The 25,214-nt window shown below is 64.2% G+C and carries 24 protein-coding genes; 11 read left to right on the plus strand and 13 right to left on the minus strand.

Going from position 1 to position 25,214, the window contains the following annotated elements:
- Positions 1 to 442 precede the first annotated feature (442 nt).
- Together CQ040_RS16790 and CQ040_RS20535 are read left to right on the plus strand one after the other, a co-directional pair.
- Positions 443 to 1,678, plus strand: coding sequence for an MFS transporter (locus CQ040_RS16790; protein ID WP_105528012.1), 1,236 nt, complete (start codon positions 443 to 445; stop codon positions 1,676 to 1,678).
- Between the two features lie 25 nt (positions 1,679 to 1,703).
- Positions 1,704 to 2,660, plus strand: a complete 957-nt coding sequence (locus CQ040_RS20535) for a hypothetical protein (protein WP_146113941.1) — start codon at positions 1,704 to 1,706, stop codon at positions 2,658 to 2,660.
- A gap of 286 nt (positions 2,661 to 2,946) precedes the next feature.
- Here CQ040_RS20535 and CQ040_RS16795 read toward each other — a convergent pair whose 3' ends face one another.
- The 3 genes from CQ040_RS16795 to CQ040_RS16805 are packed head-to-tail and all read right to left on the minus strand — an operon-like array spanning position 2,947 to position 6,624.
- Positions 2,947 to 4,860, minus strand: coding sequence for a DUF3732 domain-containing protein (locus tag CQ040_RS16795; protein WP_181157017.1), 1,914 nt, complete (start codon positions 4,858 to 4,860; stop codon positions 2,947 to 2,949).
- 55 nt (positions 4,861 to 4,915) lie between these two features.
- A complete protein-coding gene (locus CQ040_RS16800; protein ID WP_105528010.1) occupies positions 4,916 to 5,437 on the minus strand; it encodes a three component ABC system middle component in 522 nt (173 codons plus the stop codon).
- Positions 5,434 to 6,624 (minus strand): ABC-three component system protein, encoded by a 1,191-nt coding sequence (locus tag CQ040_RS16805; protein ID WP_105528009.1) that lies wholly within the window; start codon positions 6,622 to 6,624, stop codon positions 5,434 to 5,436. Before CQ040_RS16805 ends, CQ040_RS16800 begins: the two co-directional genes overlap by 4 nt.
- 711 nt (positions 6,625 to 7,335) lie before the next feature.
- Here CQ040_RS16805 and CQ040_RS20540 point away from each other — a divergent pair.
- Positions 7,336 to 7,782 (plus strand): hypothetical protein, encoded by a 447-nt coding sequence (locus CQ040_RS20540; protein WP_146113940.1) that lies wholly within the window; start codon positions 7,336 to 7,338, stop codon positions 7,780 to 7,782.
- Here CQ040_RS20540 and CQ040_RS16815 read toward each other — a convergent pair.
- Together CQ040_RS16815 and CQ040_RS16820 are read right to left on the minus strand one after the other, a co-directional pair.
- A complete protein-coding gene (locus CQ040_RS16815; protein ID WP_105528007.1) occupies positions 7,733 to 8,218 on the minus strand; it encodes an HIT family protein in 486 nt (161 codons plus the stop codon). The two genes, CQ040_RS20540 and CQ040_RS16815, sit on opposite strands and share 50 nt — an antisense overlap.
- Positions 8,215 to 8,700 (minus strand): TIR domain-containing protein, encoded by a 486-nt coding sequence (locus CQ040_RS16820; protein ID WP_105528006.1) that lies wholly within the window; start codon positions 8,698 to 8,700, stop codon positions 8,215 to 8,217. Before CQ040_RS16820 ends, CQ040_RS16815 begins: the two co-directional genes overlap by 4 nt.
- A gap of 258 nt (positions 8,701 to 8,958) precedes the next feature.
- Between CQ040_RS16820 and CQ040_RS16825 the strand changes: the two genes are divergently transcribed.
- Positions 8,959 to 9,570, plus strand: coding sequence for an NUDIX hydrolase (locus CQ040_RS16825; protein WP_258131620.1), 612 nt, complete (start codon positions 8,959 to 8,961; stop codon positions 9,568 to 9,570).
- Here CQ040_RS16825 and CQ040_RS16830 read toward each other — a convergent pair.
- Positions 9,517 to 10,584, minus strand: coding sequence for a hypothetical protein (locus CQ040_RS16830; RefSeq protein ID WP_105720496.1), 1,068 nt, complete (start codon positions 10,582 to 10,584; stop codon positions 9,517 to 9,519). The genes CQ040_RS16825 and CQ040_RS16830 overlap by 54 nt on opposite strands.
- Before the next feature lie 288 nt (positions 10,585 to 10,872).
- On the opposite strand from CQ040_RS16830, the gene CQ040_RS16835 reads away from it, so the two are divergent.
- The 5 genes from CQ040_RS16835 to CQ040_RS20545 all read left to right on the plus strand — a co-directional run bounded on the left by CQ040_RS16835 (position 10,873) and on the right by CQ040_RS20545 (position 15,980).
- Complete coding sequence (locus CQ040_RS16835; protein ID WP_105528028.1) at positions 10,873 to 11,214, plus strand: hypothetical protein; 342 nt, start codon at positions 10,873 to 10,875, stop codon at positions 11,212 to 11,214.
- The gene (locus tag CQ040_RS16840) at positions 11,174 to 12,769 is read left to right on the plus strand and encodes an FtsK/SpoIIIE domain-containing protein (protein ID WP_219844744.1); all 1,596 of its coding nucleotides are present in this window, start codon (positions 11,174 to 11,176) and stop codon (positions 12,767 to 12,769) included. Before CQ040_RS16835 ends, CQ040_RS16840 begins: the two co-directional genes overlap by 41 nt.
- A 35-nt stretch (positions 12,770 to 12,804) precedes the next feature.
- On the plus strand, positions 12,805 to 14,226 hold the full coding sequence (locus CQ040_RS16845) for a replication initiator (protein ID WP_105528003.1): 1,422 nt from the start codon (positions 12,805 to 12,807) through the stop codon (positions 14,224 to 14,226).
- Positions 14,223 to 14,411: a hypothetical protein gene (locus CQ040_RS16850; protein WP_105528002.1), complete on the plus strand. Its 189-nt coding sequence runs from the start codon at positions 14,223 to 14,225 to the stop codon at positions 14,409 to 14,411. The genes CQ040_RS16845 and CQ040_RS16850 overlap by 4 nt, the downstream gene beginning before the upstream one ends.
- A 69-nt stretch (positions 14,412 to 14,480) precedes the next feature.
- Positions 14,481 to 15,980 carry a hypothetical protein gene (locus tag CQ040_RS20545; protein ID WP_146113939.1) on the plus strand — a complete coding sequence of 500 codons (1,500 nt, stop codon included), beginning with the start codon at positions 14,481 to 14,483 and terminating at the stop codon, positions 15,978 to 15,980.
- A gap of 15 nt (positions 15,981 to 15,995) precedes the next feature.
- On the opposite strand, the gene CQ040_RS16870 is transcribed toward CQ040_RS20545, so the two are convergent.
- The gene (locus tag CQ040_RS16870; RefSeq protein ID WP_105527998.1) at positions 15,996 to 17,396 is read right to left on the minus strand and encodes a recombinase family protein; all 1,401 of its coding nucleotides are present in this window, start codon (positions 17,394 to 17,396) and stop codon (positions 15,996 to 15,998) included.
- 273 nt (positions 17,397 to 17,669) lie between these two features.
- Between CQ040_RS16870 and CQ040_RS16875 the strand changes: the two genes are divergently transcribed.
- Positions 17,670 to 18,116, plus strand: a complete 447-nt coding sequence (locus CQ040_RS16875; protein WP_105527997.1) for a VOC family protein — start codon at positions 17,670 to 17,672, stop codon at positions 18,114 to 18,116.
- Here the strand turns inward: CQ040_RS16875 and CQ040_RS16880 are convergent.
- The 6 genes from CQ040_RS16880 to CQ040_RS16905 form a co-directional block, all read right to left on the minus strand.
- On the minus strand, positions 18,104 to 18,478 hold the full coding sequence (locus CQ040_RS16880; RefSeq protein ID WP_105527996.1) for a VOC family protein: 375 nt from the start codon (positions 18,476 to 18,478) through the stop codon (positions 18,104 to 18,106). The genes CQ040_RS16875 and CQ040_RS16880 overlap by 13 nt on opposite strands.
- A gap of 149 nt (positions 18,479 to 18,627) precedes the next feature.
- Positions 18,628 to 19,257, minus strand: coding sequence for a response regulator transcription factor (locus tag CQ040_RS16885; protein WP_105527995.1), 630 nt, complete (start codon positions 19,255 to 19,257; stop codon positions 18,628 to 18,630).
- Positions 19,254 to 20,456 carry a sensor histidine kinase gene (locus CQ040_RS16890; RefSeq protein WP_105527994.1) on the minus strand — a complete coding sequence of 401 codons (1,203 nt, stop codon included), beginning with the start codon at positions 20,454 to 20,456 and terminating at the stop codon, positions 19,254 to 19,256. The genes CQ040_RS16885 and CQ040_RS16890 overlap by 4 nt, the downstream gene beginning before the upstream one ends.
- 44 nt (positions 20,457 to 20,500) lie before the next feature.
- Complete coding sequence (locus CQ040_RS16895) at positions 20,501 to 21,256, minus strand: ABC transporter permease (RefSeq protein ID WP_105527993.1); 756 nt, start codon at positions 21,254 to 21,256, stop codon at positions 20,501 to 20,503.
- Position 21,257: 1 nt separating this feature from the next.
- Positions 21,258 to 22,232, minus strand: a complete 975-nt coding sequence (locus CQ040_RS16900; protein ID WP_028503980.1) for an ABC transporter ATP-binding protein — start codon at positions 22,230 to 22,232, stop codon at positions 21,258 to 21,260.
- 176 nt (positions 22,233 to 22,408) lie between these two features.
- On the minus strand, positions 22,409 to 24,280 hold the full coding sequence (locus tag CQ040_RS16905) for an FAD-dependent monooxygenase (protein WP_105527992.1): 1,872 nt from the start codon (positions 24,278 to 24,280) through the stop codon (positions 22,409 to 22,411).
- 161 nt (positions 24,281 to 24,441) lie between these two features.
- Here CQ040_RS16905 and CQ040_RS16910 point away from each other — a divergent pair, with 161 nt between their 5' ends.
- Positions 24,442 to 25,152, plus strand: a complete 711-nt coding sequence (locus tag CQ040_RS16910; RefSeq protein ID WP_105527991.1) for an IclR family transcriptional regulator — start codon at positions 24,442 to 24,444, stop codon at positions 25,150 to 25,152.
- Positions 25,153 to 25,214 lie beyond the last annotated feature (62 nt).

Genomic DNA, 25,214 nt, shown 5'->3' on the forward strand with positions numbered 1-25,214 from the left:
GCGGATGACGTCGCCCACTCCGGGCACTCCTCTTGATACATCGCCTCGTCCGCCTCGTCCGCCCCGTGCCTAGCTCGGTGGTCGCTTCCGCGAGGGAATCGGCGACGCGTCCAAGTCATCCGGCAGATTGATCACTACCGGCAACTGCTGCGTACGCCCAAAAAAGAAGACCGCATCGACCAGGTCGCCGAAGGCCACCACGCGTTCCCACGAAACGGCATTAGATACCCGGCGGAACTGCGGGAGCTGTGAAGTATTCCTGACAGCTCGCTGCCGTACCTCGCACCACTCAACCCGTCCGGGGTATATACATGAGGCCGACCGGACGTCCGCTCTGTCGTCGGTACTCGAGGCCCTACCCGGCTCTTCTATCCACCTCCGCTAGGCTCAGCACCGTGCTCAGTGATCAAGATCCTTCGACGACGCGAGGAGAGGACAAGCAATGATTCGTGGCCTCGCTGCCATGCAAGACCGTAGTTTCCGCTGGTTCTTCTTAGCCAGGTCGATTACCCTCGTCGCGGGATCGATGTCGTCGATCGCGCTCGCATTCGCCGTACTGCAAGTCGACAACGCTCCTGGTGCACTCGCGATCGTGCTGACCATGTTCACGCTGTCGAACGTCGCATTCCTGATCATCGGTGGTGTGGTTGCGGACCGACTCCCGCGAGCCCTAGTTATCCAAACCTGCTACGTCATCGACATTCTTTCGGTTGGCACAATGGCTTACCTTGTGTTCACTGGAGGAGCGACGGTGCCAATGCTCGCACTCCTTTCGTCGATCAATGGCGCCGCGTCCGCGTTCGTGATGCCTGCGATGCAAGGCATTATTCCTCAGCTGACCACAACGTCGCATCTTCAGCAAGCCAACGCCATGCTCGCTTTCGTTCGATCGGCTACCACGATCGGCGGTCCCATCATCGCCGGCCTGGTCGTCGCGACCGCGGGGCCCGCCTGGGTCATGCTTGTGCAGGTAGCTGGATGGCTTGTCGCGATCGCACTACTGGCTATGATCAGACTGCCACCACCCGCCAAATCTGACTCGAGTTTCATTCGAGACTTGCGGACCGGGTGGTATGAGTTCTGGTCGCGCACTTGGATGTGGAGCGTAAGTCTTTCGTTCATGCTGCTGAATGCGATCCATATCGGCGCATGGAGTGTTGCGGGCCCCTACATCGCAAACAACGACGAGCGACTCGGAATCACTGGGTGGGGCTGGGTACTCAGCGCGGAGGGTGCAGGCATCCTTGTGATGACGCTCCTCATGATGTGGATCCCGCTGAAGCGCCCGCTTCGCTGGGGAATGCTTGCGATTAGCGCGGTCGCGCTGCCGCTTACCGTGCTCGGTCTTTTTCCGTACGCAATTGCCATTGCCGTAGCGGCTTTCATCGCTGGTGCCGGAATCGAGCTTTTCAACACCGGATGGAACGTCACTGAGATGGAACAGATCCCCGGCGACAAGCTTTCGCGAGTCGCGAGTTATGACATGCTGGCGAGTTTTGTAGCAATTCCGCTTGGCACACTCGCATTTGGTTGGCTGATTGCGGCCGTGGATGTTTCTGCGCTTCTCGTAGTTTCGGCAGCAATCTATGCCGTGGTAGCGCTCGGTACGATGCTGATTCCTAGTGTATGGAAAATGGGGCGGATTGAAGAGTCCGCTCCTGACCCAGCGACCGCATGAGCAGATAAATGGGAACGCAGCGATGATGCCCTCTCCACAGTCACTGGCTGATTTTGATCTGTTCGCGCTGCAGGATGAAGTGGCGGTTGGGGCGTTGGACGGGCGACTCGATGTCCAGGTGCTCGAAGATCATCACCTTCGGGTGCCCTTGATCCGCGCCCAGAATCAGGCGCTTGGCACGACGTACCGCCACTGGATCGGCGTTGATGACACGACCTCGCCCGTGACAGTCGTTGGCGGAGGGCTGGCACAGTTCTGGTCTGCAGCAGTTTCAACCTCGACAGACCCATCTCTCCGCCGTTCAGCATTTATCAATCTGCTACAGCCGCTCGTGGTCGACGAACTCGCACGTGGGAGACAGGTCATTAGCCCCTCGGTCTGGACGGAAGACCTCGTAGCCTTCAAAGAGTTTGACGGAGTCGAAGTCGAAACAAGACACGCTGACGATCATTTCTTCATGTTTATCACTGCAGCTGAGAGCAAAGCAGAGTTCATATCAAACCTCCCTCGAAACGCGCGAAAAGTTTGGTCACGAGATCGCAGAGCGAGTGAACGTCTGCGATTGTCTTCACACGTCTCCCCGCTGACAGCGGCCGGCTGTTTCGAAGCGTCATCTTCACTCGCTGACACAGGAACACGGAACGGCGAAGAGACTCTTCCGGCGATCGCCGAATGGCGTCTGGCCTCATATTTGCGACGTCCGGGAGACCACATGTTGATCCGCATCACTAGAGAACATGATGTTGTCGCTTACGTTGCGGCTCGTCTTGCAGGCACTATCCTAGACGTGCATTCCTTCGGTATGTCGTCTCGTCTCGGGGAGCGAAGAGAGGTGTATCAGCATATGTTTGATGCAGTTCTGGACATCGCTCTTTTACGAGGGGTTACGGCTATTCATTTTGGTGTGGGCCATGCGCACCCAAAGCTCGTTAGAGGTTGTGTGCCGGTCGCCCGGGCGTGGGTACGCTTCTATCCGATCTGAATCCGCACATGTATTAGGAATTCGCCGCCGGGAGCATCGCGCCCTTCTTCCGCTCCTTCATTTGGCCTCCGGAAATCACTGGTAGCCAGACGAGGGTGTTCCATGGCTCAGGCCGGTGTGGGGCCCGCGACCTTTCGATCTTCGATTGGATTCGATGGGTAAGCGCTTCTCGTTGATCGCCGTTGCCTCGTTGTTCCGCGGAGGTCGCGATGGTAGGGCGAGGCTGGCTAAGGGTGGTGTCAGTCGAGCTAGCTGTCAGCCGAAGAGCAGTACAGAACCGGCACGGCTAGTCGCTGATCCAATCCTTGGGAATCAGCGCCTCTCCCCGCCAGTTATGTTGGACTGCTTCCTCGAACCAATCCTCAGCAAGGTGGGCGTGATCACTGACGATGATCTGAAAATGAGGTGCGAGCGCCTTCGCGAATCGATCGAGAAGCTCAAACATGCGGGTCACCGCAACATGATCATCTTGCTCCGGCAACCCCGAGTCGCTAAGGCGCTCAAGACTCTCCAGCGATCGTGACTCATAGAAGGCCTGAGTGGGCTGATCCAACATGAGAATCCTGGGCACCGGCAACGACGATTGCACGAACAATTTGTGTAGCGCAAGGTGAGTCGCCAGGTGGTACCCAAGCCAGTTTGCTCCCGAGCCCAGACCCGACAGCGGTACGGGCCCCGTGGCTGTGTCCGTCACGACTGTAAGTTTTGCGATATCCAGCCGGACGCCAAGCTCTGAGTTCTCTAGCTCTAGCGCCTGCGCAAGGTCAGTCATCTCCCTACCAAGCGTGATCAACGCCGACGTTAGGCGCTCGCGGGCAACGTCATCATCAAGTTCCCTCTCCAACGACTCGACACGCCGTCCCGCTGACTCCACCGCCGCTGTGAGGCGCGAAAGGTCGATCTCGTTGCGTCTAGCGAGTCGACCGATCGTGGCATCAATACGTCCACGTACAAACTGCGAGCGACTGCGATCAAGGATCGCACCTTCCTCCTTCGATGTGGAGTCGTAGGCATCTATAGCGACCTCCACGCTGACCAACCTCTCGCGCGCGCTGTGGATCTGTTCGGTTACGGCCGTGAGCGCCTTCTGTCTGCCCGGTTGAGCAAGTGCTAGCGCCTCGAGCTCTTGGGACAGCCGGTTGAGGCGCGCTGTCATCTGCGCCGCAGTCGGGTCCTCGTCGTGAAGCCTCTGCGAACATACGGGGCAGATACCAGAATCCGCTGTTTCCGGAGCAGGAACGAGTTCGATGCTGCGCAGTCTCTGCGCTTGCTTGGCAATTGCAGCGTCGTAGCCGCTTTCGGTACTCGACACCTCAAGCAGAGCATCCCGTTGATCGAGTAGGTATCCGAGCTCGGTTGTCACCTGGTGCTTCTCGAGCCGTAGCTGAGCAACTCGATCCTGTGAACGAGTATCGATCGATAGGTCGTCGGTGGCTGGATCGACAGGGCGAGCGAGCACACGTTCGAGAATTTCCAAAGCAATCTCTGTGGTCGGAGCCCGGTCAACGTCGGCGAGACCGGACGCGTATGCCTCGGCCACGAGGGCTTGAATCTGAGTATCGTGGTCTGCTGCCTCGGCGACAGCAGCGTCGAGTGCGATCTCCGCCCGCCGAAGGTCACGCTTCGCACGTCGAAGCTGATCGTGTCGTTCCGCGTGGTCGCCGCTGACCGCACCGAGGAAGAACGGTAGCGAGTCGCGAATGGAAGCCGCCATGCCGTCCTCCCCCTGGCGATGGAACAGAAGGGACTTATTGGCGATCTCGCTCTGAGCTTGGAACAAGAAGATTGCAGCCTGCCCAAGACCCACCTTGTACGGGCTTCGCGTCGATCCCTCGGGCGGGCTCAAACGCGAGTCCCCTAGCCCTATCCGCGCGCCGAGTTGGTCGCGAAGGGTCGCGGAGTCAGTGTTCTCAGCCAGCTCTTCGTATTTGGGGAGCGCGAGGTCCTTTCCCCCGAGCTGAAGCATCGCGCGACTCGTGGATGACTTGCCCGACTTAAACATCGGCCGTCCAGTGAACGCCCGTGACCCATCGTCGAACTGCCAGAGACACCCGTACCAGGTAACCGAGTGAAACACCTTGGTTTGCGGGATCGGTGCTTCGTCGCGGCCTAGGCAGAAGTCGACGATATCGAGGAGAGCGCTCTTTCCCGTCCGTGAAGCCCCTGTGACGATATTTAACCGGCCCGTACGGAAGTCCACAGGGCGTACTCGCCCATCAAGGTTGTATACCGCGACACTGATTAGCTGCACAGCATCATGGTGCCACACCGAACAACGCATAGAGGGTCGCAGGCGGTCCCGTATGCGCGAACCATCGTCCCAGGAACGCCGCTTTGCCAATGATGAGCGCGAGTTCCTTGTCGCGATCTCGGTTTAGCTTCCAGCTGGGCGTTCCGAGCAACCCCTCGCCGTCGATGATCCTGAGCGAGCCCGTGCGTAGCCCGAATCGCATTCCTTCCCGCGTGTACGGAACCATACTCCGCGCGCGGTTCGCGAAAGACGCCTGGAGGGCTGCATTCTCAGCGACCCACTTTGTAGTGTGAGAGTTGATGCGCGTGGGCAGTGCTTCACGCGTGTCGCGATGCAGCACCATGGGGACGGACAGGAACGAGAGTTCCCACGGCATCGGATCACCAGACTGCTCCTCGTACATGTGCGCGGTGGCGACGAGTGTGGCAGCGATCAAGGCTGGGTTCAGCATGCTGCCGGTAACCCACGAGCGATTGTCCCAGTTGGGCAACGCCATGGAGATTGACACGCCTTGCGTATCCTTCATTCGATCGCCTCGACTGTTCCAACCGTGAGAGCCTCGATCAGCGACTCGAAGTCCGGATGCCAACCGCACGAACCGCCATCTGCGATCTCGTGTCTGATACCGCGAGCGTAGAACGCCTCCGTGTAGCGCGGACGAACTTGGACGGCGACAGAGTCGCGGAGACGGCGATACAGCAGCTTGCCAGCCTTGGCCCGATCATCTGCTGGGGCGTCCTCGGGCAGGTCATCGATCATGTCGTCGAACGCGATCTCCCACTCATCGGTGAGGCGCTCCTTGAACCGGTCAAACTCGGTCATCTCGATCAGATTTCGATCAAGCCATTCAGTGGTTTGGGTCACCGCACGGTGGAAATCTGTCACAGCAGTGCGAAGCATCACTGGCGTTGCGCTGATGAACTCGAGTTGGCGCACGAAGTTTCTGTGCTGGTACTGGGCTAGCGCTTCCTCGGGCGTGACGGAGACATCTATCGTCAGGAGATTGTCTGGCAGGAACCGATCTCGAATGTCATCGAGTTTTGCCTTCATCTCGCGGACGCTGATTGATCCGCGGGCCTTGCGTAGGAGGTCGATAGCGACGGCGAGCCACCAAGCATCAAGCTCCGCCCGAAAGTCGGTCTCACGATCGCGAGGTGCGATCATCCACAACTCTCTGTCGATAGCCTCATCGAGCCCTTCGATGCGGACGTCTGCGTCGAGCACAGTTATCCGCTGCACGATACCGATCCGCTCAGGTTCTGGCAGCGCCTGCCATGCCAGCCGCGCATCTCTTGTCGTTTGATCTGTGGAGCTCCCCGCCGCGGAATCAAGCCGGGTAAGCGCTATTGCAGCGTCGCGAGATTCCGTCCGCAAGAACCAAGCCGCGGAGTCGAGTGGAGCCGTTGCGGTGGTGACGATCGATAGCTCGGGGCCGTCGATCTGGCGGAGTCTGACATCATCAATCCAGACTTTCAGAGTCCGCCAAAGGTCTGCGCTTTTGTCCGACAGCGATCCCTGGCCGACCGCATGATGCTTCAGCTGCAGCGCTGACAATGGGTCGCCTACCGAGTCCTCCCATGCAACGTCGTCCAGCCTCTCGAGCGTCAAGCTCATGTCGGGTCGGCTACGTGCGCCGCGAAGCAGTTCTAGCAGCGCCCACCGGACCTGGTAGAGGTAGCCAATTGCACTGGCCGATGCGTCGTGCGAAACCACCTGGCCTCCTTCCCGATTGGTTTGACATCATCGTCGTGGCTTCAGACATCGTTGCACAAGTCGAATTTTGGCTGCTGCGTCACCGAGGAGCGCCCGGACCGCAGCGAAGCGAGGACCGGACGCACCGCAGGTGACGCAGCCGGCCGGAGGCCGGCCTTGACGGAGTATAGAAAGTTTCGACAAGCGTGCTGAGCAGTGCTGCGTGGATGGTGTCGTGTTTAGCCTCTTTGGCGGTGCGGTGCGGTGCGGTGCGGTGCGGGGTGCGGAGCGGACCGCGCCGCCTTCGAGTCGCCTGGACGATGACTCTTCTTTGTTCCTCGTCCGGTGCCTCGATGCGCTCAGGTGATCCTGCTTCGTCCGCGCTGGTCAGGCCTGCTGGCCGGGTGGGAGCAGACCGTTCGACCTCTCGACTGTTGTTGCATCCCGGCGTCGAAGATGCTTCGGCAAGTCTGACTGCGGCGACGGCAGAGGGGGGACATGCCTGGACCCGCTCGAACTTGGTGCCGGCCCAAATTGCGCCTTGTCATCGGCTCGAGCAAAAGCCTGTTAGGCCAGCCGCGGTAACGATAGCTTCTGTCGCGATCGACTCCGCGGCTCTGGAAAGGGTGCCACTGATGTGGCCCGGACCTGGTCGCTGTCGTGTCTGTGCGGGGTCCGTTCTCGTACGCGCCACGCCGGTAAGCTGGTCGCACGACCACGTGAGGGGGCAGAGTGACGGAGCAGGCGTCAGCGCGGTTCTCCGATGCTCGCCGTCAACACCTGGACTTCATTCAAACGGCGATTGGGCGGATGTCTTCCGCTTCGGCCGTTGCCAAGGGCTGGGCGCTGACGATAGCGACGGCCGCATATGGGTACGCCGGCACAAAGCCGTCGATGGTGGTGGCGCTGCTTGGCATGTTCGCGGTGCTCTTGTTCGCCGCCGTCGATGCTCGCTACTTTCGTGAAGAACGCAAGTACCGGCTTCTGTTCGATGCCGCGCGAGACGGGGCAGTCGACGTCTACGAGATGAACGCGACCCGATACTGCGGGACGCTCTCTCGTGCCCAGTGCGAGTCCATCGGGTGGGGCAAGGTCGTGTGGTCGTGGTCAGTGCGCGACTTCTACGGCATCACACTGCTGGTGGGAGTGGCCCTGCTGGTGTGGCTGCAGTGCCGATAGCACGACAGGCGGCACGAAGCGTCTCCCAGGCGTCGTCCTTCTGCGCCTCGCTGTAATTGCTCTCTGGAGGCCAGATCCGTCCGACGCGATCGCCCACCGTGCGTGGCACGAGGTGCGCGTGCACGTGCATCACGCTCTGACTGGCCGCCTCCCCGTTGGACTGGATGACGTTCAACCCGTCCGGGTGCAGGCTGTCTCGAATCGCGTTCGCGATCCGCAGGATGGTCACGCTGAGTTGCCGGGCCTGGTCATCGGAGAGGTGCCAGATGTCGGGGACGTGGGCGCGGGGAATGACCATCGTATGCCCCAGCACTGCAGGTTCGGTGGGGAAGAAGGCGACCGTATGCTCATCCCGATACACCTCGCGTGCGTCAGGATCGTCGCGGTCGACGATTTCGCAGAACGGACAATCCGCTTCCCCACCGACCGAGCTCATGAGCGTGCGTACGCCTGGTCGACCCAACCTGCGATGTTCGCCTTGATGTCTGCGTGAACGTCTTTGCTGTTCGAGCCGCTGGGAGTGATCACCGTCACATAGTCCGAGATTTTTGTCCCGTCCTTCAAGGAGATATTGACGAACGGGTTAGCCCCGGAGGAGTCGGAGTTACCGGAGGAATCAGCGAGGCCGTGGATACGGATACCGATGATCGGTTTCTTCGCGTTCCACGCCTTGCGGATCTCGTAGTCCACCCACGGCCGGCCGGCCGTCTCGGACCCGATCAAGACCACCACGGCCTTCTTGTAGGCCATCTGATCGTCGATCCACTTCTCGATCGCGGCCTTTCCTTTTCTCTTCACTTCCTCCCACTCCTGGGAATTCAGCAGTGGCTGCCCCTCCACAGCGCCCATGTTGATGATCTGCTGTACCCGCCACGCATCGTTGTCGTAATGGAAGCTGTAGAACACTGTCTTTGCCATTTCGTCCTCTCTATGCGACCTCATTGGCGCAGTGCCAGGCTACCGGCATCATCCGACACAGCTAAGGAAGTCGCGCAAAACGGCGGACGCCCACTCGGCGGATCTCCAACCGACACCAGCGCGTGATGGTGCTCCAAGTTCGTCACGCCTTTGCTCCGACCTTGCCCGTGCGTGCTCGCGGTCGCACCCGCGGCGCCTCAGCGCGGCTAAGCCGACGAAGACAGCCTCGCGTCCTGCGTGGATGGTTAAGCTGGCGTAGTGAGTTCGGGCAGAGTTGAGCAGTTCGACGTTTCGGCGATGGGCACGCCGGAGGGTTTGGCGACGGTCCAGCACGGGGAACGGTCACTGTATGAGAACCCGTGGGTGCATCTGACGAAGGTCGATATCACCCCGCCGGACGGGCGACGGTTTGAGCATCATGTGGTGCGACTGCAACGCGTCTCGTTGGCACTCGTGCTGGATGATCAGGACCGGGTGCTGATGTTGTGGCGGTACCGGTTCGTGCCCAAGGCGTGGGGGTGGGAACTGCCGGGCGGAATCGTCGATGGTGACGAAGACCCCCGCGTGACCGCAGAGCGTGAAACTTTGGAAGAGACCGGCTGGCGTCCGGGGCGGTTGTCTCGTCTGGCGGAGTTCCAGCCCATGCCGGGCATGGTGGACACCCCGCATGAGATCTATACGGGCCGTGGCGCGGAACACGTCGGCGACCCCTCGGACGCGGAGGAAGCGGCTGTCGTGCGATGGGTGCCGCTGGCGGTGATCCCGCAGCTGATAGCGAAGGGTCTGGTGATGGGGGCGGGGTCCCTGGTCGGGCTGCTACAGGTTCTGGCCAGTGATACCCGGAAGCAGAATCCGGTCGAGCCGTCGTAAGAGTCGTTGCGAGCCGATCTGTGCTGCCAAGGATCGTGCGAGCCTGATGTGGGTTCGGGCCTGGTCCCGGTCACCAGCAACGGCGTGCGCGGTAGCAAGATCAGTGTGAAGGCCGGTAAGCGCACGAACGAACGAGCCCTGGTCGATCGTAACGAGCGCCTGTGTCAGATCATCAATGGCTTCAGGGTTGCCCAACCGGGCCAAGGCACTGCCGCGCCACCGGGTGAGATGTGCATCGTTCAGGCTGAGGAACGGCAACGATTCGTCGGTGGCACCCGCGGGTAGAAACTGCTGGGCCCGATCGAACGCGCGGAGGGCCTCAGTCGTGTTCCCGCTGGCGGCGGCGAATTCTCCCTCTGCAGCGGCCAACCAGGCGGTCAACAGTGGCGGGTGCGATCCTAGTTTTGCTGCGTATTTGATCGCTTCAAGCGCACCGTCCGGGTCGCCGACTTCGAGGAGCGCGTATGCCTGCTCGCCGATCGCGTGAGCCAACAAGACGGGTTCTTCGGCTTCCCGTGCGGCGTCCTGGGCACGGTTGAAATGTTCCCACGCCCGCCCGGCCGCTCCAGCATCAAGCGCCTGCCACCCGGCCAACGCTCCAGCGTCGGCAAGGACACGGGCGAGTCCCACCCGGATCGCAGGGGTCATCGAATGATCGAGGTGCCCTTGAATCCGACGGATGTGCGCCGACATTTGATCCAGCATCGTCGCAGCCCCGAATGTGCGGTCTTGCAGCCGCAACGCGTGGGTCTGCTGGTCGAATGTGCCAATCAGAGCGACGTCGACCCTCGCGGTACTCGCTAGGCGCGCGGCCAATTCTACCGTCTCGTCGACGACGATCAAGGGCGACCGGGTGGTGAAGCCGAGTTCCGTGTCGGTGAGGTTGAAAAGTCGGCGGAGCACCCGACGGGTTTGCTCGTCGGGAGTGTGTTCGCCACGTTCCCAACGAGAAATCGAGATCCGCAACGAGTCCAGTTCTGCGGCGGGAATGTTCAGCTCCGCGGCCGCGCGCACATATTCCCTGGCCGCAGCTACCTGACTCCACCCTCGGTCTTCCCGCGCCCGGGCCAGCGCGCTCCTAGGGAGCGGCGGTGCACGGCGGGTCCCAATCATGGTGGACCCATCCTCGCCCATATCCCGCGTGATTGCCGAGTACGCGCGGCGAAGGGCGGAGCGTAGCGGCCTGTAGCACCGGCCTGCTACACGGTGCCACTTATCCGCGAATGGGGTCTCGCGATGTGCTGGAGGCAGCCCAAAGAGATCCCATCCGGGATCGACGGGCAGACCAGAAGGAGCATGAACATGAAGCTGATGATCAACACTGACGGGGTGTCATTCCTGTGCACCCGTATCGCCGAGCAGCGCACCGATCGTGACACTGGTGCGGTGCGAATGGACAGGGAAACGGGCCTTCCGCTGTGGCAGGTGCAGGTCGCCGCCCTCGACGCCTCTGGCGGTGAAGTCCTCGCCGTGACCGTTGCCGGAGAACCCGGAAACCTGACCACTGGATCACCGGTCGCCATCGAACGGCTGGTGGCGATCCCGTGGTCTCAGGGCGACCGTTCCGGTGTCGCCTACCGGGCAGCCTCCATCCGCGCCGTCAATGCGCCCGCGGCGGCCCGTCCGGTCAAGACCGGCGAGTAACCCCCTGCTGCCGGTCAGGCCCATCCAGGTGCTCTGCCTGGCTTGCCTGACCGGCAGCCCCCCTCTTCATTCACCGCCGACTCTCTTGGAGCTTGTAATTTTCATGGTTCAATCCACCGCCCGCGAACCCGTCAACAACAGCAACGACGATTCGATCGCGGAGACCGTCATCGTCGCCGTCTTCCGACTGGCATGGTTCCTCACCCGCCGCATCCTGCTCCTGGGATGGTGGGCGATCCTCTTCCCGATGCTGAGCCTTCCCATACTGGCCGCTGTGTATGTCCTCATCGTGCACGGCTGGGTCCCCGCGCTGGTCGTCGTCGCCGTCTCTATCGTCTGCTTGATCGTGTGGCGGCTCGTGTGGCCGGGCTCGTTCCGCCGTCTGGTGTCGTTTCGCATCTGGGCGAGACGCCGCAGGCACCGCGTCTACCGTCAGCCGTGGGCCGCCGTGTGCGCCCTGCATGGACTGACAACACCACTGGATGGGCAGCCCGTAATACCCCGGCTCCGCAAGATCCGCATCGGGTACGCCGCCGACGAGTTGCTGGTGCAACTGATCCCGGGCCAGACGGTCGCGGGCTGGGCAGGCCAATCGGATGCGTTCGCCCATTCCTTCGGCGCGAACACCGTCAACGTGACAGCGGCGGGCCCTGGCCGAGTGCTCATTACCGTTCGTCACACCGACAGCCTCGCCGAACCGATCCGCGTCCTCACGCCGAGCGAACTCGTGGACCTCGAAGCGGTCCCGGTGGGTGTCACCGAATCCGGCATGCCCTGGCTGGTCCGTGTTCTCGGGCGGCATTTGCTGATCGCCGGGGCCACCGGTTCCGGGAAAGGCAGCGTCGTCTGGTCGCTCCTGACCGGCCTTGCCCCGTTGATCAGGGACGGTGTCGTGCAGGCGTGGGTGATCGATCCGAAAGGAGGGATGGAATTCGGGCGCGGAACCGCACTGTTCGCCCGCTTCGCGTACGACACCACCGAACAAACACTGACCCTGTTGCGCGACGCGGCGACGATTCTCACCGAGCGTGCCGAACGGCTCCGCGGGGTGACCCGGCAACATGTTCCTACCATCTCGGAGCCGCTGATCCTGCTCGTGATCGATGAACTCGCCTCACTCACTGCCTATCAGACAGACCGGAAGGTCGCTTCCGAAATCACCCAACTCCTCGGCTTGATCCTGTCTCAGGGCCGTGCGGTCGGCGTCAATGTGATCGGGTGCGTCCAGGACCCCGCGAAAGAAATCGTGGCGATGCGGCAACTCTTCCCCACCCGGATCGGACTGCGATTGGCCGAATCCACACAGGTCGGCATGGTCCTCGGCGCCGGTGCACGCGAAGCAGGAGCGCTGTGCGATCAGATCAGCGACACTCTGCCCGGCGTCGGCTACATCTGCGAAGACGGCACAACGGCCGCGATCCGCGCCCGCGCGTTCCACGTCACCGACGCCGACATCGATGCCCTCGCCGCGAGCTACCACCGGCCTGCGCCCACAGATGAGGACAACGTCACAACCTCTGTTGAGCCGTACGGCACCGCCGGTCCTGGGTTCTGACTGAGCCCGGCCAAGAGAAGAGAAAGGAGGCGACAATGAGCCACACGGCACGCACCAGCTCCGCGTTCGGTGGCATGGGCCCGGAAATGATCGGGCAGGTTCTGACCCGCGCTTCCTCTTCTACCTACCCGGCATGGTGGGCGCGAGTAACAGCCTCGGGGTACTGCGCCCACCCAATCCACCTGACCCGTCAAGACACCGCCGGGACGAGCCTGATCTACGCCCGGTGCAAGAACCGTCGCACGGCGGTGTGTCCGTCCTGCTCCGACCTCTACGCCGGAGACACCTGGCATCTCGTCCACGCCGGACTCGGCGGTAGCGACACCGTCCCCGCCACCGTCGCAGACCACCCTGCCGTGTTCGCCACCCTCACCGCTCCCGGCTTCGGTGCTGTGCACTCCACTCGTGCCGACGAAACCGGCGCATCCCGGCCGTGTCATCTCGGACCCGCCAGGACGTGCCGACACCGACGTGCGGCAAGCTGTGCGCTCGTGCACCGTGACGATGATGAACGCCTCGGGCAGCCGTTGTGTGCCGACTGTTACGACTACACCGGGCATGTCTTGACCATCTGGCATACCCCCGCTCTGTGGGACCGATTCACCCGCACGCTACGCCGACTCCTTCGTGCCGAACACGGCGCCGGGATTCGGGTCTCGTTCGTGAAAGTTGTCGAGATGCAAACCCGCATCATCCCCCACATTCACTCGGTGATCCGCCTCGATGCCGCTACCCGGACAGGAACGCCGACACCGCCAGCCAAAGCGATCAGCGGTGAGCAGTTGTCAGTGTTGGTTCAGCGCGCGGCCGCCAGCGTCCACCTGGACGTGCTCGCGCCTGGCGGAGAAGTGCGCACGCTCCGATTCGGCAACCAGATCGACACCCAGATCCTGGCCGACACCACTGGCGCTACGGATAGTGCCGTGCTGGGGCGGAAGGTCGCAGGGTACCTGGCCAAATACGTCACCAAGTCCGTCGCCGACGCCGGGCTGGCCCCGCATCGGATCAATCCCGCTGCCATCGACCACCTCGCGGTTTCCGACCACGTCCGGACCCTCCTGCACACGATCGTGAACCTGTCTGAAGAGATCCCCGAGTACGCGGCGATGGTGACCTGGCTGCATACCCTCGGCTACCGCGGACACATCACCACCAAATCCCGCCGCTACTCCACAACCATGGGAGCGCTCCGCGCCGTCCGTGCCGCATACGAACAAGCCGCCGCAGCCCGACACCGAAGTATCCGTGGCGACGCTGAAACAGAATCTGGTGATGCTGCCGATACGGAATGGGCGTTCACCCGGGCCGGACACAAGAGCGCCGGAGAACGATACCTCGCCGTCACCGCCGCGCTGAAGCACCGCGAAGGATTGTGGGCCGCGCGCCAGCTCGGCGACACTTCCAGCCCGCTGGTCCAATTTACCCACGGCGATACTGACGTCGGTGGTGGAAGATGAGTTTCGAGAACATCGACCGCGCCGCCCTGACCACCTGGGTGCACGAATCCTGTGCCCGACAAGGGGTCTCGGTGAAGATCACCAACCCGGTCGTCATCGCGAACATTGCCACGCTCTTGATCAGCGGCAGCGGCAGCGGATTGACCGCCACTAGGCCGTTAGAGGAGGTGCCAGCTATTCCCTAAGTTCGGAGTGTCGGAGATCTCCGGTTAGATGGACGCTGCGGTCGATATCGCCCCAACTGGAGGTGCTACATGGATTTCTGGCCCACACCCGCCAACATGGTCTGCGGCCTGGGTCCGGGCGATCGTGTGATCGACATACGCACGCCTGGCGAATACGAACGCTGGCACGGATTTCAGGGGCTTCCACGAGATGGTCTATCTTGCCTGGACTGCCTGGGGGCGGTCAATCCGCGGATGCTGCCCAAGAAGATCACCGCTGCCCGCCCGATCCTCGTTCACTCGCCGAGACCGGATGGCGCAAACGCCGAGGACAAGTGCGAGTCAGTGAAATCAACGCAACGCGGTGCCGGGTGGAAGAAGCTCCTCAAGAATCTGATCGCTGAGTATCTCCACCAACTCGGGTACGAAGCCGAAGTAGACCCTGCGACGGACGGGGAGCGGATAGACCTGCTCACCCACGCCGGTAGCCGACGGATTGCCATCAGAGTAGAGCTCGACAAGCTCAAGGTCGATGACTTCAAAGCTGCCCGGCGACAACTTCAGTTGCAGCAGAAGGACACCGAGGTGCTGTGGGTCACGTTCGGTTGCAGCTGGGTGGATGTGGCTAAAGCCGTAGGAATACGTTTCCTGGAGGAGCCGCCGTCGCGTGGCGTCATTGATGTAGGCGGTGTTTTTCCCGTCGTAGACGCAGGCGTCTTCACGTTCGGCACACGCGGCCTCACACCGGCTAAACCCTTCGGCCTGGGCTATTTTCTAGAGAGATTCTTGGAGGGAGGAGTCCAGAATCACCCCATCGCCGGAGAAAGAAGAGGATGGGCTGGCACCAATGCGTGGGACCAAAACATTCGTCACCTCGTGCGTACGCGAGAGGCTGCCGAACAACAGCAAACGCAGTTGGAGCAGGAACTGGTGGAAGCAAAGCGCGTCCATCAGGAAAGGCTCCGCGCGTTGGAACTCGAGGCAGTGGCCGCTGAGAGTCGTGCCGCACTCGCAGAGAACGAGACGGTGCTTGAGCGGGAGCGCGTGGCTGTAGCGAAAGACGAACGAGACGGTGAGAAAGCGCATCGGATCGCCGCCACAACCTGGGGAGCCGGTGTCGAAAACCTGCGAGACACAAGCATCGTGAGCCGACTCGGCCTTCGCCGCCACCCCGAGTTCGTCTACCCACAGCCAGCAGAAGCAATCGATTCTGGCTCGGCGAGCAATTTGCGACGACTTCTTAGAGCTTCAAGCCCGTGGGCGCTCGCGGTCATGACCGCGATCCTGCCACTCGTCAGCGTCGTCTATTTGGCGAGCGCCGACACGTTCTTAACGGCTGGTGACCTGTGGAGCATGGTCGCGCTCGTTTGCGTGGGTCTATTGCCCGCAGCAGTGGCCTTGTGGTTGAACGGGCGGTGGTGCTGGGCATTGGACAACCATTCCAAGCTTCGCGGCCATCGCCGGGCCAATGGATTCCTGCACCGCTGCGGACAGCGAGAGCACTCACTAAACTTCTTCGATGCGTGGCTGTTGCTCTGCATCGTTGAGTCGGCCGCCCTCGTCGCCTGGATCGTCCTGAACTTCTCGTAGACGAAGTGCAGGGAGTTACGTCCGCCATTCGGGGACGATCCGGTCGGGGTCGACAGCGCGGGTGCCGGGTGTGCCAGGCAGGATCGTCGCGCAGTCCAACACGGCCTGGATGATCGCGACCTGACGCGCCAACGTCAACGCCTCCCATTCGGCCTCCAGCTCTTTACCCCGGCCCACGAGCGTCGCCAACGAATCGGTGCTCCGCAGCCGGGACAACTCCTTCTCAGCCTGCTCGATCCGTGCTTCGATCGGCACCCTCGCCGCGCTCCATTCGGTGCGGGAGATCTCATCCGCCGCCCACATCGACGCGAGTTCCTCCCGTTTCGCCTGCGCGACCTGCAATTGTGCGGTCAGGGTGCTCAGCCGCTCATCGGCGCTGATGCGCCCGGTGACCCGGTCCGTCATCTCCGGTGTGTCCAGCCGGTACAGTGCCGCTGCCGCCAGCCACTCTTCCACCGGCTCCGCGACGACGGTCAGCTTGCCGCACCCCTGGTGATCTGGACCTGACGAGCACACATATCGCCGTGTCGTTTCACGGCGTGCGGAGTACAGGCGGCTACCGCATTTGCCGCAGCGCAGCAATCCGGACAGTAAATACCGGCGCGGCACCCGCCGCCCCGACACCCGTTTGCGTTCCACCGCCGCCAGAACCTGCTCACGCTGCGCGGGCGTGATGATCGGCTCCCACACCGCGTCACCGACGACGACGCCCTTGTGGGAGCGCAATCCGGCGATCCGTGCCGAGATCAGCATCTGCCGCAGCGTCGTCGTATGCCACGGCCGACCGCCCGTGGTCGGGACCCCCGTGGATTCGAGCCAGACGGCTAGCGCATGCAACGACTCGCCCGCGAGGAACCGGTTCACCACTTCCCGAATCAGCAACGCCTCCGCCTCATTGACCGTCACCCGGTCTGCCTCGTACCCGAACGGGCGCAAATGCCCGCCATTCGGCCTTCCGGCCTCCGCGTTCTGCTGGGCCTTGCGCCGGAGCCGTTCCGACTTCCGGCCTGATTCCTTCGCTGCGACCGCGGCCAGCACTCGTGCCATGAACATGCCGTCGTCGTTGCCCAGATCGATGTCGGCGGTGACCGTCGCGAAACTCCGTACCCGTGCCGCTTCGCACACAAGCGTGAACTCTTCCAACTCGATCGGTCGACGCGTCAACCGGTCCGTGTTGTATACCAACACGCCGTCCCGCACCCCCGCCGCGATATCGGCCAGCATCCGCTCATACGCGGGACGGTGTTTCCCCCGGAACGCGGAGATATCGTTGTCGACGTATTCCTCCGCGACCACCCAACCACGCTCAGCCGCGAGCTTTCGGCAGTCCTCCAACTGCCGTGTCACCGCCAACTGCTGCCCCGTCTGATCCGAAGACACCCTCGCGTAAACTGCCGCCGCACGCACCACATCCATAAGGTCAGACTAACGAATAGTCCGCAACGGCGTCGCCCTCTGCTGGCACCACCACCGCACCCTCACCACCAGCGGATGGCAAATCCGCATGCGCAAAGGCGTCCCCCACGTCCGCGGCCCCGCCTGGTGGGACCCCACCCGACAATGGCGCACACCACACCCCACCACCACCACCCGCCGCGCACGTGCGGCAGCGCGACAGAGGTGAGCCATGCTCGAACGTCCGGGCACCTGCACCTGCACCTCGCACCCTGCACCTGACAGACTCGGACGATGCCAGGTCTCCATCACGTCGAACTCTGGATCGCCGACCTCGATGCGGTGCGAGCGGAGTGGAGCTGGGTGCTCAACCGCCTGGGTTACACGCTCGACAGCGAGTGGTCCGGCGGGGCGTCGTGGACGGCGGGCGGCACTTATCTCACCTTCACGACCTCACCGAACCTGTCGGATGTCGTGCACGATCGCCGTCGCCCCGGACTCAACCATCTCGCCTTCCACGGCGGCGAACGCGCCACCGTCGACGCGATCATGTCTGAAGCGTCCTCCCACGGCTGGAGCCCGCTCTACGCAGATCGCTACCCGCATGCCGGAGGCGAGCAGCACTACGCCGGGTGGCTGGAGAACGCCGCAGGATTCAAGATCGAGATCGTCGCCGACCCGGAGCCCGAGCCGGTGACCGAGCCCGAGCCGAACCCGGAAACCGAGCGCTACGCCCCGTAGTCAGGAAGCTCCTGCAGCGTCCACGAGTTCCCATCGGGATCGTCGAACGATACGAAGCGCCCCCAAGCCAATTCTTGAACACCACGGGCCTCCACTCCGAGACCTTCCAGGTGCGCGAGCGCCTCGTCGGCATCCGGCACCACGACCTGGATCGTGTTCTGCTTCCCCGGCTCGAGGTCGATGCCCAACCCGGTGCCGAATGCGATCGAGCAGGCTGAGCCCGGAGGCGTCATCTGCACGAAACGCAGACCATCGACAGGCGTCTGATCCCAGTCGGCGTTGAAGCCGATCTTCTCGTAGAACGCCTTCGAGCGGTCCACATCAGTGACCGGCACGAAGATGAGTTCGATCTTCCAGTCCATCACGCACTCCTCCTGTCGGGCGTCGTCGCCCGTCGGCGTCCACCGTACGCGCGGCCACCGACCTCCCGCCAGGGCCGGATCCGAAGAACGTCCGAAACCTGAGAACCCTTCGAAACCCGGTGACCGGGCGCTGTGGGCCGACTCGCTCGTCAGATCCAGCCCTTGTCGAGCGCGATCCGCACCGCCTGCGCCCGGTTCGCTGCGCCCGTCTTGCCGATGGCTGCCGAGAGGTGGTTGCGCACGGTCCCTGCCGACAGGAACACCTCGGCGGCGATCGCTGCCGCTGAACGCCCATCCGCTGCGAGGCGCAGCACCTGCCGCTCCCGATCGCTCAGAGGGTTCGCACCGTCGAACAGGCTGTCCGCGGCGAGCGCCGGATCCAGCACCCGCAGCCCGGCATGAACCTGGCGCACGGCCTCGGCCAACTGTTCGGCAGGGGTGTCCTTGACGATGAAGCCGCTGGCGCCGGCATCCAGTGCGGAGCGCAGATATCCCGGGCGAGCGAAGGTCGTCACGACGAGCACCCGTGTCCCCTCGCTCACCTCACGGATCCTGCGCGTCGCCTCCACACCGTCCATGCCCGGCATCTGGATGTCCATGAGGCACACATCGGGACGCAGCTCCTCCGCGAGCCGCACGGCCTCGGCACCCTCCGAGGCCATCCCGATCACCGCGAGGTCGGGCTCCAGATCGAGCAACGCACCGAGTGCGCCGCGCACGAGCGCCTGGTCGTCGGCGATCAGCAGGCGGATCGCGGCGCCCGCACTCGAGCCGCTCACCAGGTCACCTCCACACGCGTGCCGCGGCCACTTGCATCGTCCGTCGCTCCGAGCACGAATGCCGCGCCCGCACCCGCCGCCCGCTCGCGCATACCCCGGATCCCGTTGCCGTCAGCCACGCCTGCACCCACCCCGTCGTCTTCGATCACCAGGCGGCCCGGGGCCAGGAGCACCCGCACAGTGCGGGCCTGCGAATGCCGGAGGGTGTTGGTCGTCGTCTCACGCAGGATCCAGCTCGCAGTGATCGCCTGCACCGGCGACAGGGCGCTGGGCTCCCCCTCGACCTGCAACTCGATGTCGGCCGCGCGGAGCGAATCCCTCGACGACGCGAGCTGTTCGACGAGCGTCGTCACCCGCGCCCCCGCCACCGTCGATCGCACCCCGGCGATCGCCTCGGCTGTGAGCTGCTCGATGTCGGCGAGTTCGGCCTTCGCCCGCTCCGGGTCGGTGTCCATGAGCCTACGGGCCAGCTGCGCCTTGAGGCCGACGACCGTCAAGGAGTGGCCGATCAAATCGTGCACGTCGCGGGCGACGGCTTCGCGCCCCTCGCTCGTGGCCAGTTCGAGCCCCAGCCGCTCCGCCTCACCGGAGCGGAGGATGAGCCACGTCGACACGGTGTTGACCACACCGAGCAGCGCCACGATCGCCAATACCGAGAGGTAGCTGAGCCCGCCGGGGAGCAGGAACACGCACAGCGCCGTGACCGTGACTGCAGCGATCGTCGTGATCCAGTGCCACACACGAGTGAGGCCGTACGAGGCGAACGACATGACGAACGGCAGAAAGCTGAGTGCTGATCCGCCCTCGGCCGGGATGGAGATGAGTGCGCATGCGATGAGTGCGACGAACGTGAGCCACTGCCGCGTCGACGGCGGCCGTCCCAGTCCGCCCCCTCCGCGCATGCCGTGCATGAAGCCGGTGACGTAGAGCACGACGAAGGCGACCAGAGCGACCCAGCCGACGACCACCCACTCGAGCGGTGCCGTGGAGCGCAGCAGCGCGATCACCGGATAGATGAGGAAGACCAGCCAGATCACGGCCATCAGCCACCCGAAGCGGGCCCAGGGATCCTTCCCTGTAGTGCGGCGTGCCCCGGGGGCCGCCCACGCCGCCGGGGCCGCACCCGCGGCTGCGAACTGCGCGGCTTCGCCGGCGGGCCCCTTCGTCCCCGGATCCTCGGGGATCGAGTGCTGCGTCATTCGTCCAACCTACTGTCGTCGCCCGCCACTGCTACCGGATGCCACTACTGGCGCGCCCTGGAGCGCTTCATCCCCATCATGACCAGCAGCGCGAAGAGCGCGAGCCAGACGACGACGTTGAGGAACAGCGCCCACAGCGGATCGCTCTGCCCGGTGGTCAGCACACCGTCGGTCAGCGGCCACCGGCTCAGCGCGACGAAGCCGTAGAGCGGGGTGAACCGGGCGATGTCGAGCATCACGCCGTCGAGCGGCATGAACACGTTGCCGAAGAACGCGAAGAACGTCATCGAGATCGAGGCGAGAGCGGCAGCCGAGTCGGAGCTGAAGAACAGCCCCACGCCGAGACCGAAGAGCCCGTACATCAATCCGATCCCGAGGATGATGCCCGCCGTCGCGACCCAGCGCCAGGCGTCTTCGGCCTGCGCGCCGGTCATCATCCCGGCTGTGAACACCGCCACCAGCGCCAGCGCCGCGAAGGCGACGGCGGTGAGCAGCTTGGTCAGCGCGTATCCGACCGTCGTCAACGGCGTCATGGCGAGCTGGCGACCCCACCCCTGTTTCGCCTCGGTCGCGGCGAGCGAGGTCAGCGAACTCATGGCGACGGCCGTGCCGTACGCGGCCATCGACGTCATGACGTAGAACGAGACGTTGCCGTGGCCGGCGGAGAGGGAGCCGTAGCCCATACCGGCACCGAACAGCAGATACATCGCGACCGGCATCGCCAGGGTGAACGCGAGCGTGTACGGGTTGCGCAGCTGGCGGACGCCTTCGATGCGCAGCATGGTGGGTGAGACGAGCATGTCAGTTCTCCGTCAGGGCCGTGAAGGCGGTTTCGAGGGTGGGTGCGGCGATCTCGAGGTCGTGAGCGCCGTTGTCGAGCAGGATGCGGGCGGCGGCATCGGAATCAGTGGCGCGCAGGCTCAGGCGATCTCCGTCGACCCGCACCGCGATGACGCCATCGGTCGCGCTCAACCTCGTCACGAGCGCGGCAGAGTCCTCGTCGACCGTCGCCGAGACGGTCCGCTCGCCGAGGCTTGCGCGCAGCAACGCGGTGGGGGCATCTGCGACCACCGTGCCGCGATGCATCACGACGGTCCGCCGGGCGAACTGCTCCGCCTCCTCCAGGTAGTGGGTGGCGAAGATGATCGTGCGTCCGGCATCCGCATCCGCCCGCATGACATCCCAGAAGTGGCGCCGTGCCGTGACATCCATGCCGGCTGTCGGTTCGTCGAGCACCAGGATGTCGGGGTCGGAGACCATCGCGAGCGCGAACTTCACGCGCTGCTGTTCGCCTCCGGAGCACTTCGACACACGCCGGCGGGCGAGGTGGTCCAGGTCCGCGCGGGCCATGACTTCGCCCACCCTGCCGAGCGCTTGTGCGCCATACAGGGAGGCGATGAGGCGCACGGTCTCTCCCACGGTCAGATCACCGAGCAACCCACCGGTCTGCAGCACCGCACCGATCGCCCCGCTCGAGGTGGCCTGCTCCGGCGTGACACCGAGCACCCGCACCGTGCCGCTGCTGGGTTCTGTGAGTCCGAGCAGCATGTCGAGCGTGGTCGTCTTGCCGGCGCCGTTCGGCCCCAGCAGCGCGACGACCTCGCCACGCCGAATCGACAGGTCCACCCCGTCGACCGCCTGCACGCGGCGCTCGCCCGCGCCGTAGTGACGCGTGACGCCGCTCAGCTCGAGCACCACCGGATCGTCGGTCGAGGCACCTGATGCCGGTCGCGCGGTGACCCGCGTCGCCGACCCGTCAACGGAGGAGTTGTTCATGCTTCCAGCCTCGTCGCCCGGCGACGGCGAGACCGGAGGGCGATGTCATCTCCTCGGCATGACACGTGTCATGCCGAGGAAGTCACCGCCTCAGGAGGAGAACTCCACTTCGGGAGGAAGATTCTGCCCCGAAGCTCCGCCCGTCGGGGAGAAGTCCTCCCGAGCCGAGCCGAGCCTCAGCGCGCCGGCAGCAACGCCCCCTCGAGGAACTCGGCCAGCTCGGCCGTGTCGTCGAGCGGCAGGATGGCCGCCACGTACTGGTCGGGGCGCACCACGACCACCACACCGTCACGCGAGAGCTCGCGCGCCGCGAAGATGTCGGTCTCGGTCCACTTGCTGGGGCCCGCCGCATAGACCTTCTCCCAGTCGGTGAGTCCGAGCGGGCCGGTCTTCGGCTGGAACAACGCGGGCGCGGAGGTGACCTCGACCTCTTCGAACGGCTGCTGGTACACGGCCTTCACATCGAAGACCGCGTCGACATCGGCGTCTGCCGGAGTGAAGCGCGCGAACAGCGGTTCGGCCTTCGCAGCCCACGCGGCGAGCGCCTCACCGGTGCGGTCGCCGAAGGCGTAGACCCGCCAGCGTCCATCGGCCTTCGCGTGGTGTCCGAGATGCACGACGTTGCCGTCACCTACGCGCATGACCTCCGCCGACTTGAACCGCTTCCCCAGCGGGTAGCCCGCGGCGAGCGCCTGGTGCGCGTCGGTCCCCGTGATCATCGAAGAGGTGTACTGCGTCATGAACCCGGACGGGAACTCGGCCGTGGCGAGGTAGTAGGTCGCCAGCTCGTTGGGGTCGGAGATCTCCTCGGGCTTGCGGGCCATCAGGGTCGACCACTCGCGGTCGAAGTCGATGAGCTGCTGGGCGACGGGGCGCCGCTCGGCCCCGTACGTGGCAAGCAATGCTTCGGGAGCACGGCCGGTGAGCACCGAGCCGAGCTTCCAGCCGAGGTTGAAGCCGTCCTGCATGGACACGTTCATGCCCTGGCCCGCCTTGGCGCTGTGCGTGTGGCAGGCATCGCCCGTGAGGAACACGCGCGGCGTGCGTCCGGAGCCGTCGATCACGTCGTCGAAGCCGTCGGTGACACGGTGGCCGACCTCGTACACACTGTGCCAGGCGACCTCGCGCACGTCGAGCGTGTACGGGTGCAGGATCTCGTTGGCGCGGCGGATGATCTCCTCGATGGGCGTCTGCCGCACGCGGTGATCGTCATCGTCGGCGACTTCGCCGAGGTCGATGTACATCCGCGAGAGGTAGCCACCCTCGCGTGGGATGTGCAGGATGTTCCCCGCCTCGGAGTTGATGGCGCACTTGGTGCGCCAGTCCGGGAAGTCGGTGTTGACGAGCACGTCCATGACGCCCCAGGCGTGTGCGGCTGAGGCACCGACGTGCGTGCGGCCGATCGCCTGGCGCACACCGCTGCGCGCGCCGTCACAGCCGGCGACGAACTTGGCGTGGATCGTGCGCTCCTCGCCTGCGCGCTCCCCTGCGACGTAGCGGAGCCGTACCTCGACGGGGTACTCCCCCTCGTCGTGCACAGTGAGGCCTGCGAACTCGACCCCGTAGTCGGGGACGATGCGCCCCGGTCCGTTCGCCGCGGCTTCGGCGAAGTAGTCCAGCACGCGCGCCTGGTTCACGATCAGATGCGGGAACTCGCAGATGTCGTACGCGTAGTCGGAGGTTCGGGAGGTGCGGACGATCTCGTCGCGCTTGTCGGGGTTCGGGCCCCAGAAGTTCATCCAGCCGATGTTGTAGGCCTCGGCGATGATCCGCTCGGCGAACCCGAACGCCTGGAACGTCTCGACGCTGCGCGGCTGGATGCCGTCGGCCTGCCCGAGCGGAAGACGTCCATCGCGCTTCTCGATGATGCGGGTGGAGATGCCGGGGTACTGCGACATCTGGGCGGCGAGCAGCATTCCTGCGGGCCCCGAGCCGACGATGAGCACGTCGATCTCGTCGGGGAGGTCGGCTGACCGCGCCGCCCCGACGCCGGCGGCGTCCTGCACGCGCGGGTCAGCGGAGACGTAGCCGTGGTGGTGGAACTGCATCGTCGTCGATTCCTTCCGGACTTCTTCGTCGGGTGTTGCGGTGTCGGGTGTTGATCATCGGGTCTTGCATTCGAAGCCCGAGTATTCTATATTCGAACACGGAGTTCTACTATTGAACACAGCCTAAGCCGCGCCGTCTTCGATCGCAAGGGAGCGCCCGCATGCCCGACAGCTCGACCCCCTCACCCGCTTCGCAGACCCTCAGCCGCGGCATCCGCATCCTCGAGGTACTTGCCGATGCGCGCGGGCCCCTCACGATCGACGAGATCGCCTCTCGCCTCGGCGTGCACCGCTCGATCGCCTACCGCCTGCTCCGCACACTCGAAGACCACGGGCTCGTGACGCGCGATGCTTCAGGAGCCGTGAACCTCGGCGCTCGGATGGCGGCACTCGCCGCCGGGGTCGCCCATGACCTGCAGGCCGAGGCCCTCCCCGAGCTCACCGCGATCGCGAACGAACTCGGCATGACCTGCTTCCTCGCCGTGCTCGACGGCACCGAATGCATCACGCTGGCGAGCGTCGAACCGCGTCACGCGATCGCGAGCGTCGCCCAGCGCCCAGGAGCCCGGCATCCGGTCACCGTCGGCGCACCGGGCAAGGCGATCCTGGCCCAGCTGTCCGAGGCCGACTGGCCCGGCGATGCCCCCGCCTCGCTCCCGGCCGACGTCGAGGCGACGCGGAACCGTGGCTACGCGACGAGCCACGACGAAGTCATCCCCACCGTGCAGTCCGTGGCGGTTCCGCTCGCGCTCCGCGGGCAGCGGCCGGCCGCGATCGCCGTGGTGCACGTGGCAACCGACCTCGACGACGCCGACATCGCGGCAAGACTCCAGCGCTCCGCGGCCGTCATCCGCGAATCCCTCGACGGCTGACGGCTCCGCAGGACCCCGCACGAAAGCTCCCGTCGCGCTTTCTGTCGCACCGCGGGGATGCA

Origin of the sequence: Microbacterium sp. MYb54, from assembly GCF_002979515.1 — a bacterium.
Taxonomy (GTDB): domain Bacteria; phylum Actinomycetota; class Actinomycetes; order Actinomycetales; family Microbacteriaceae; genus Microbacterium.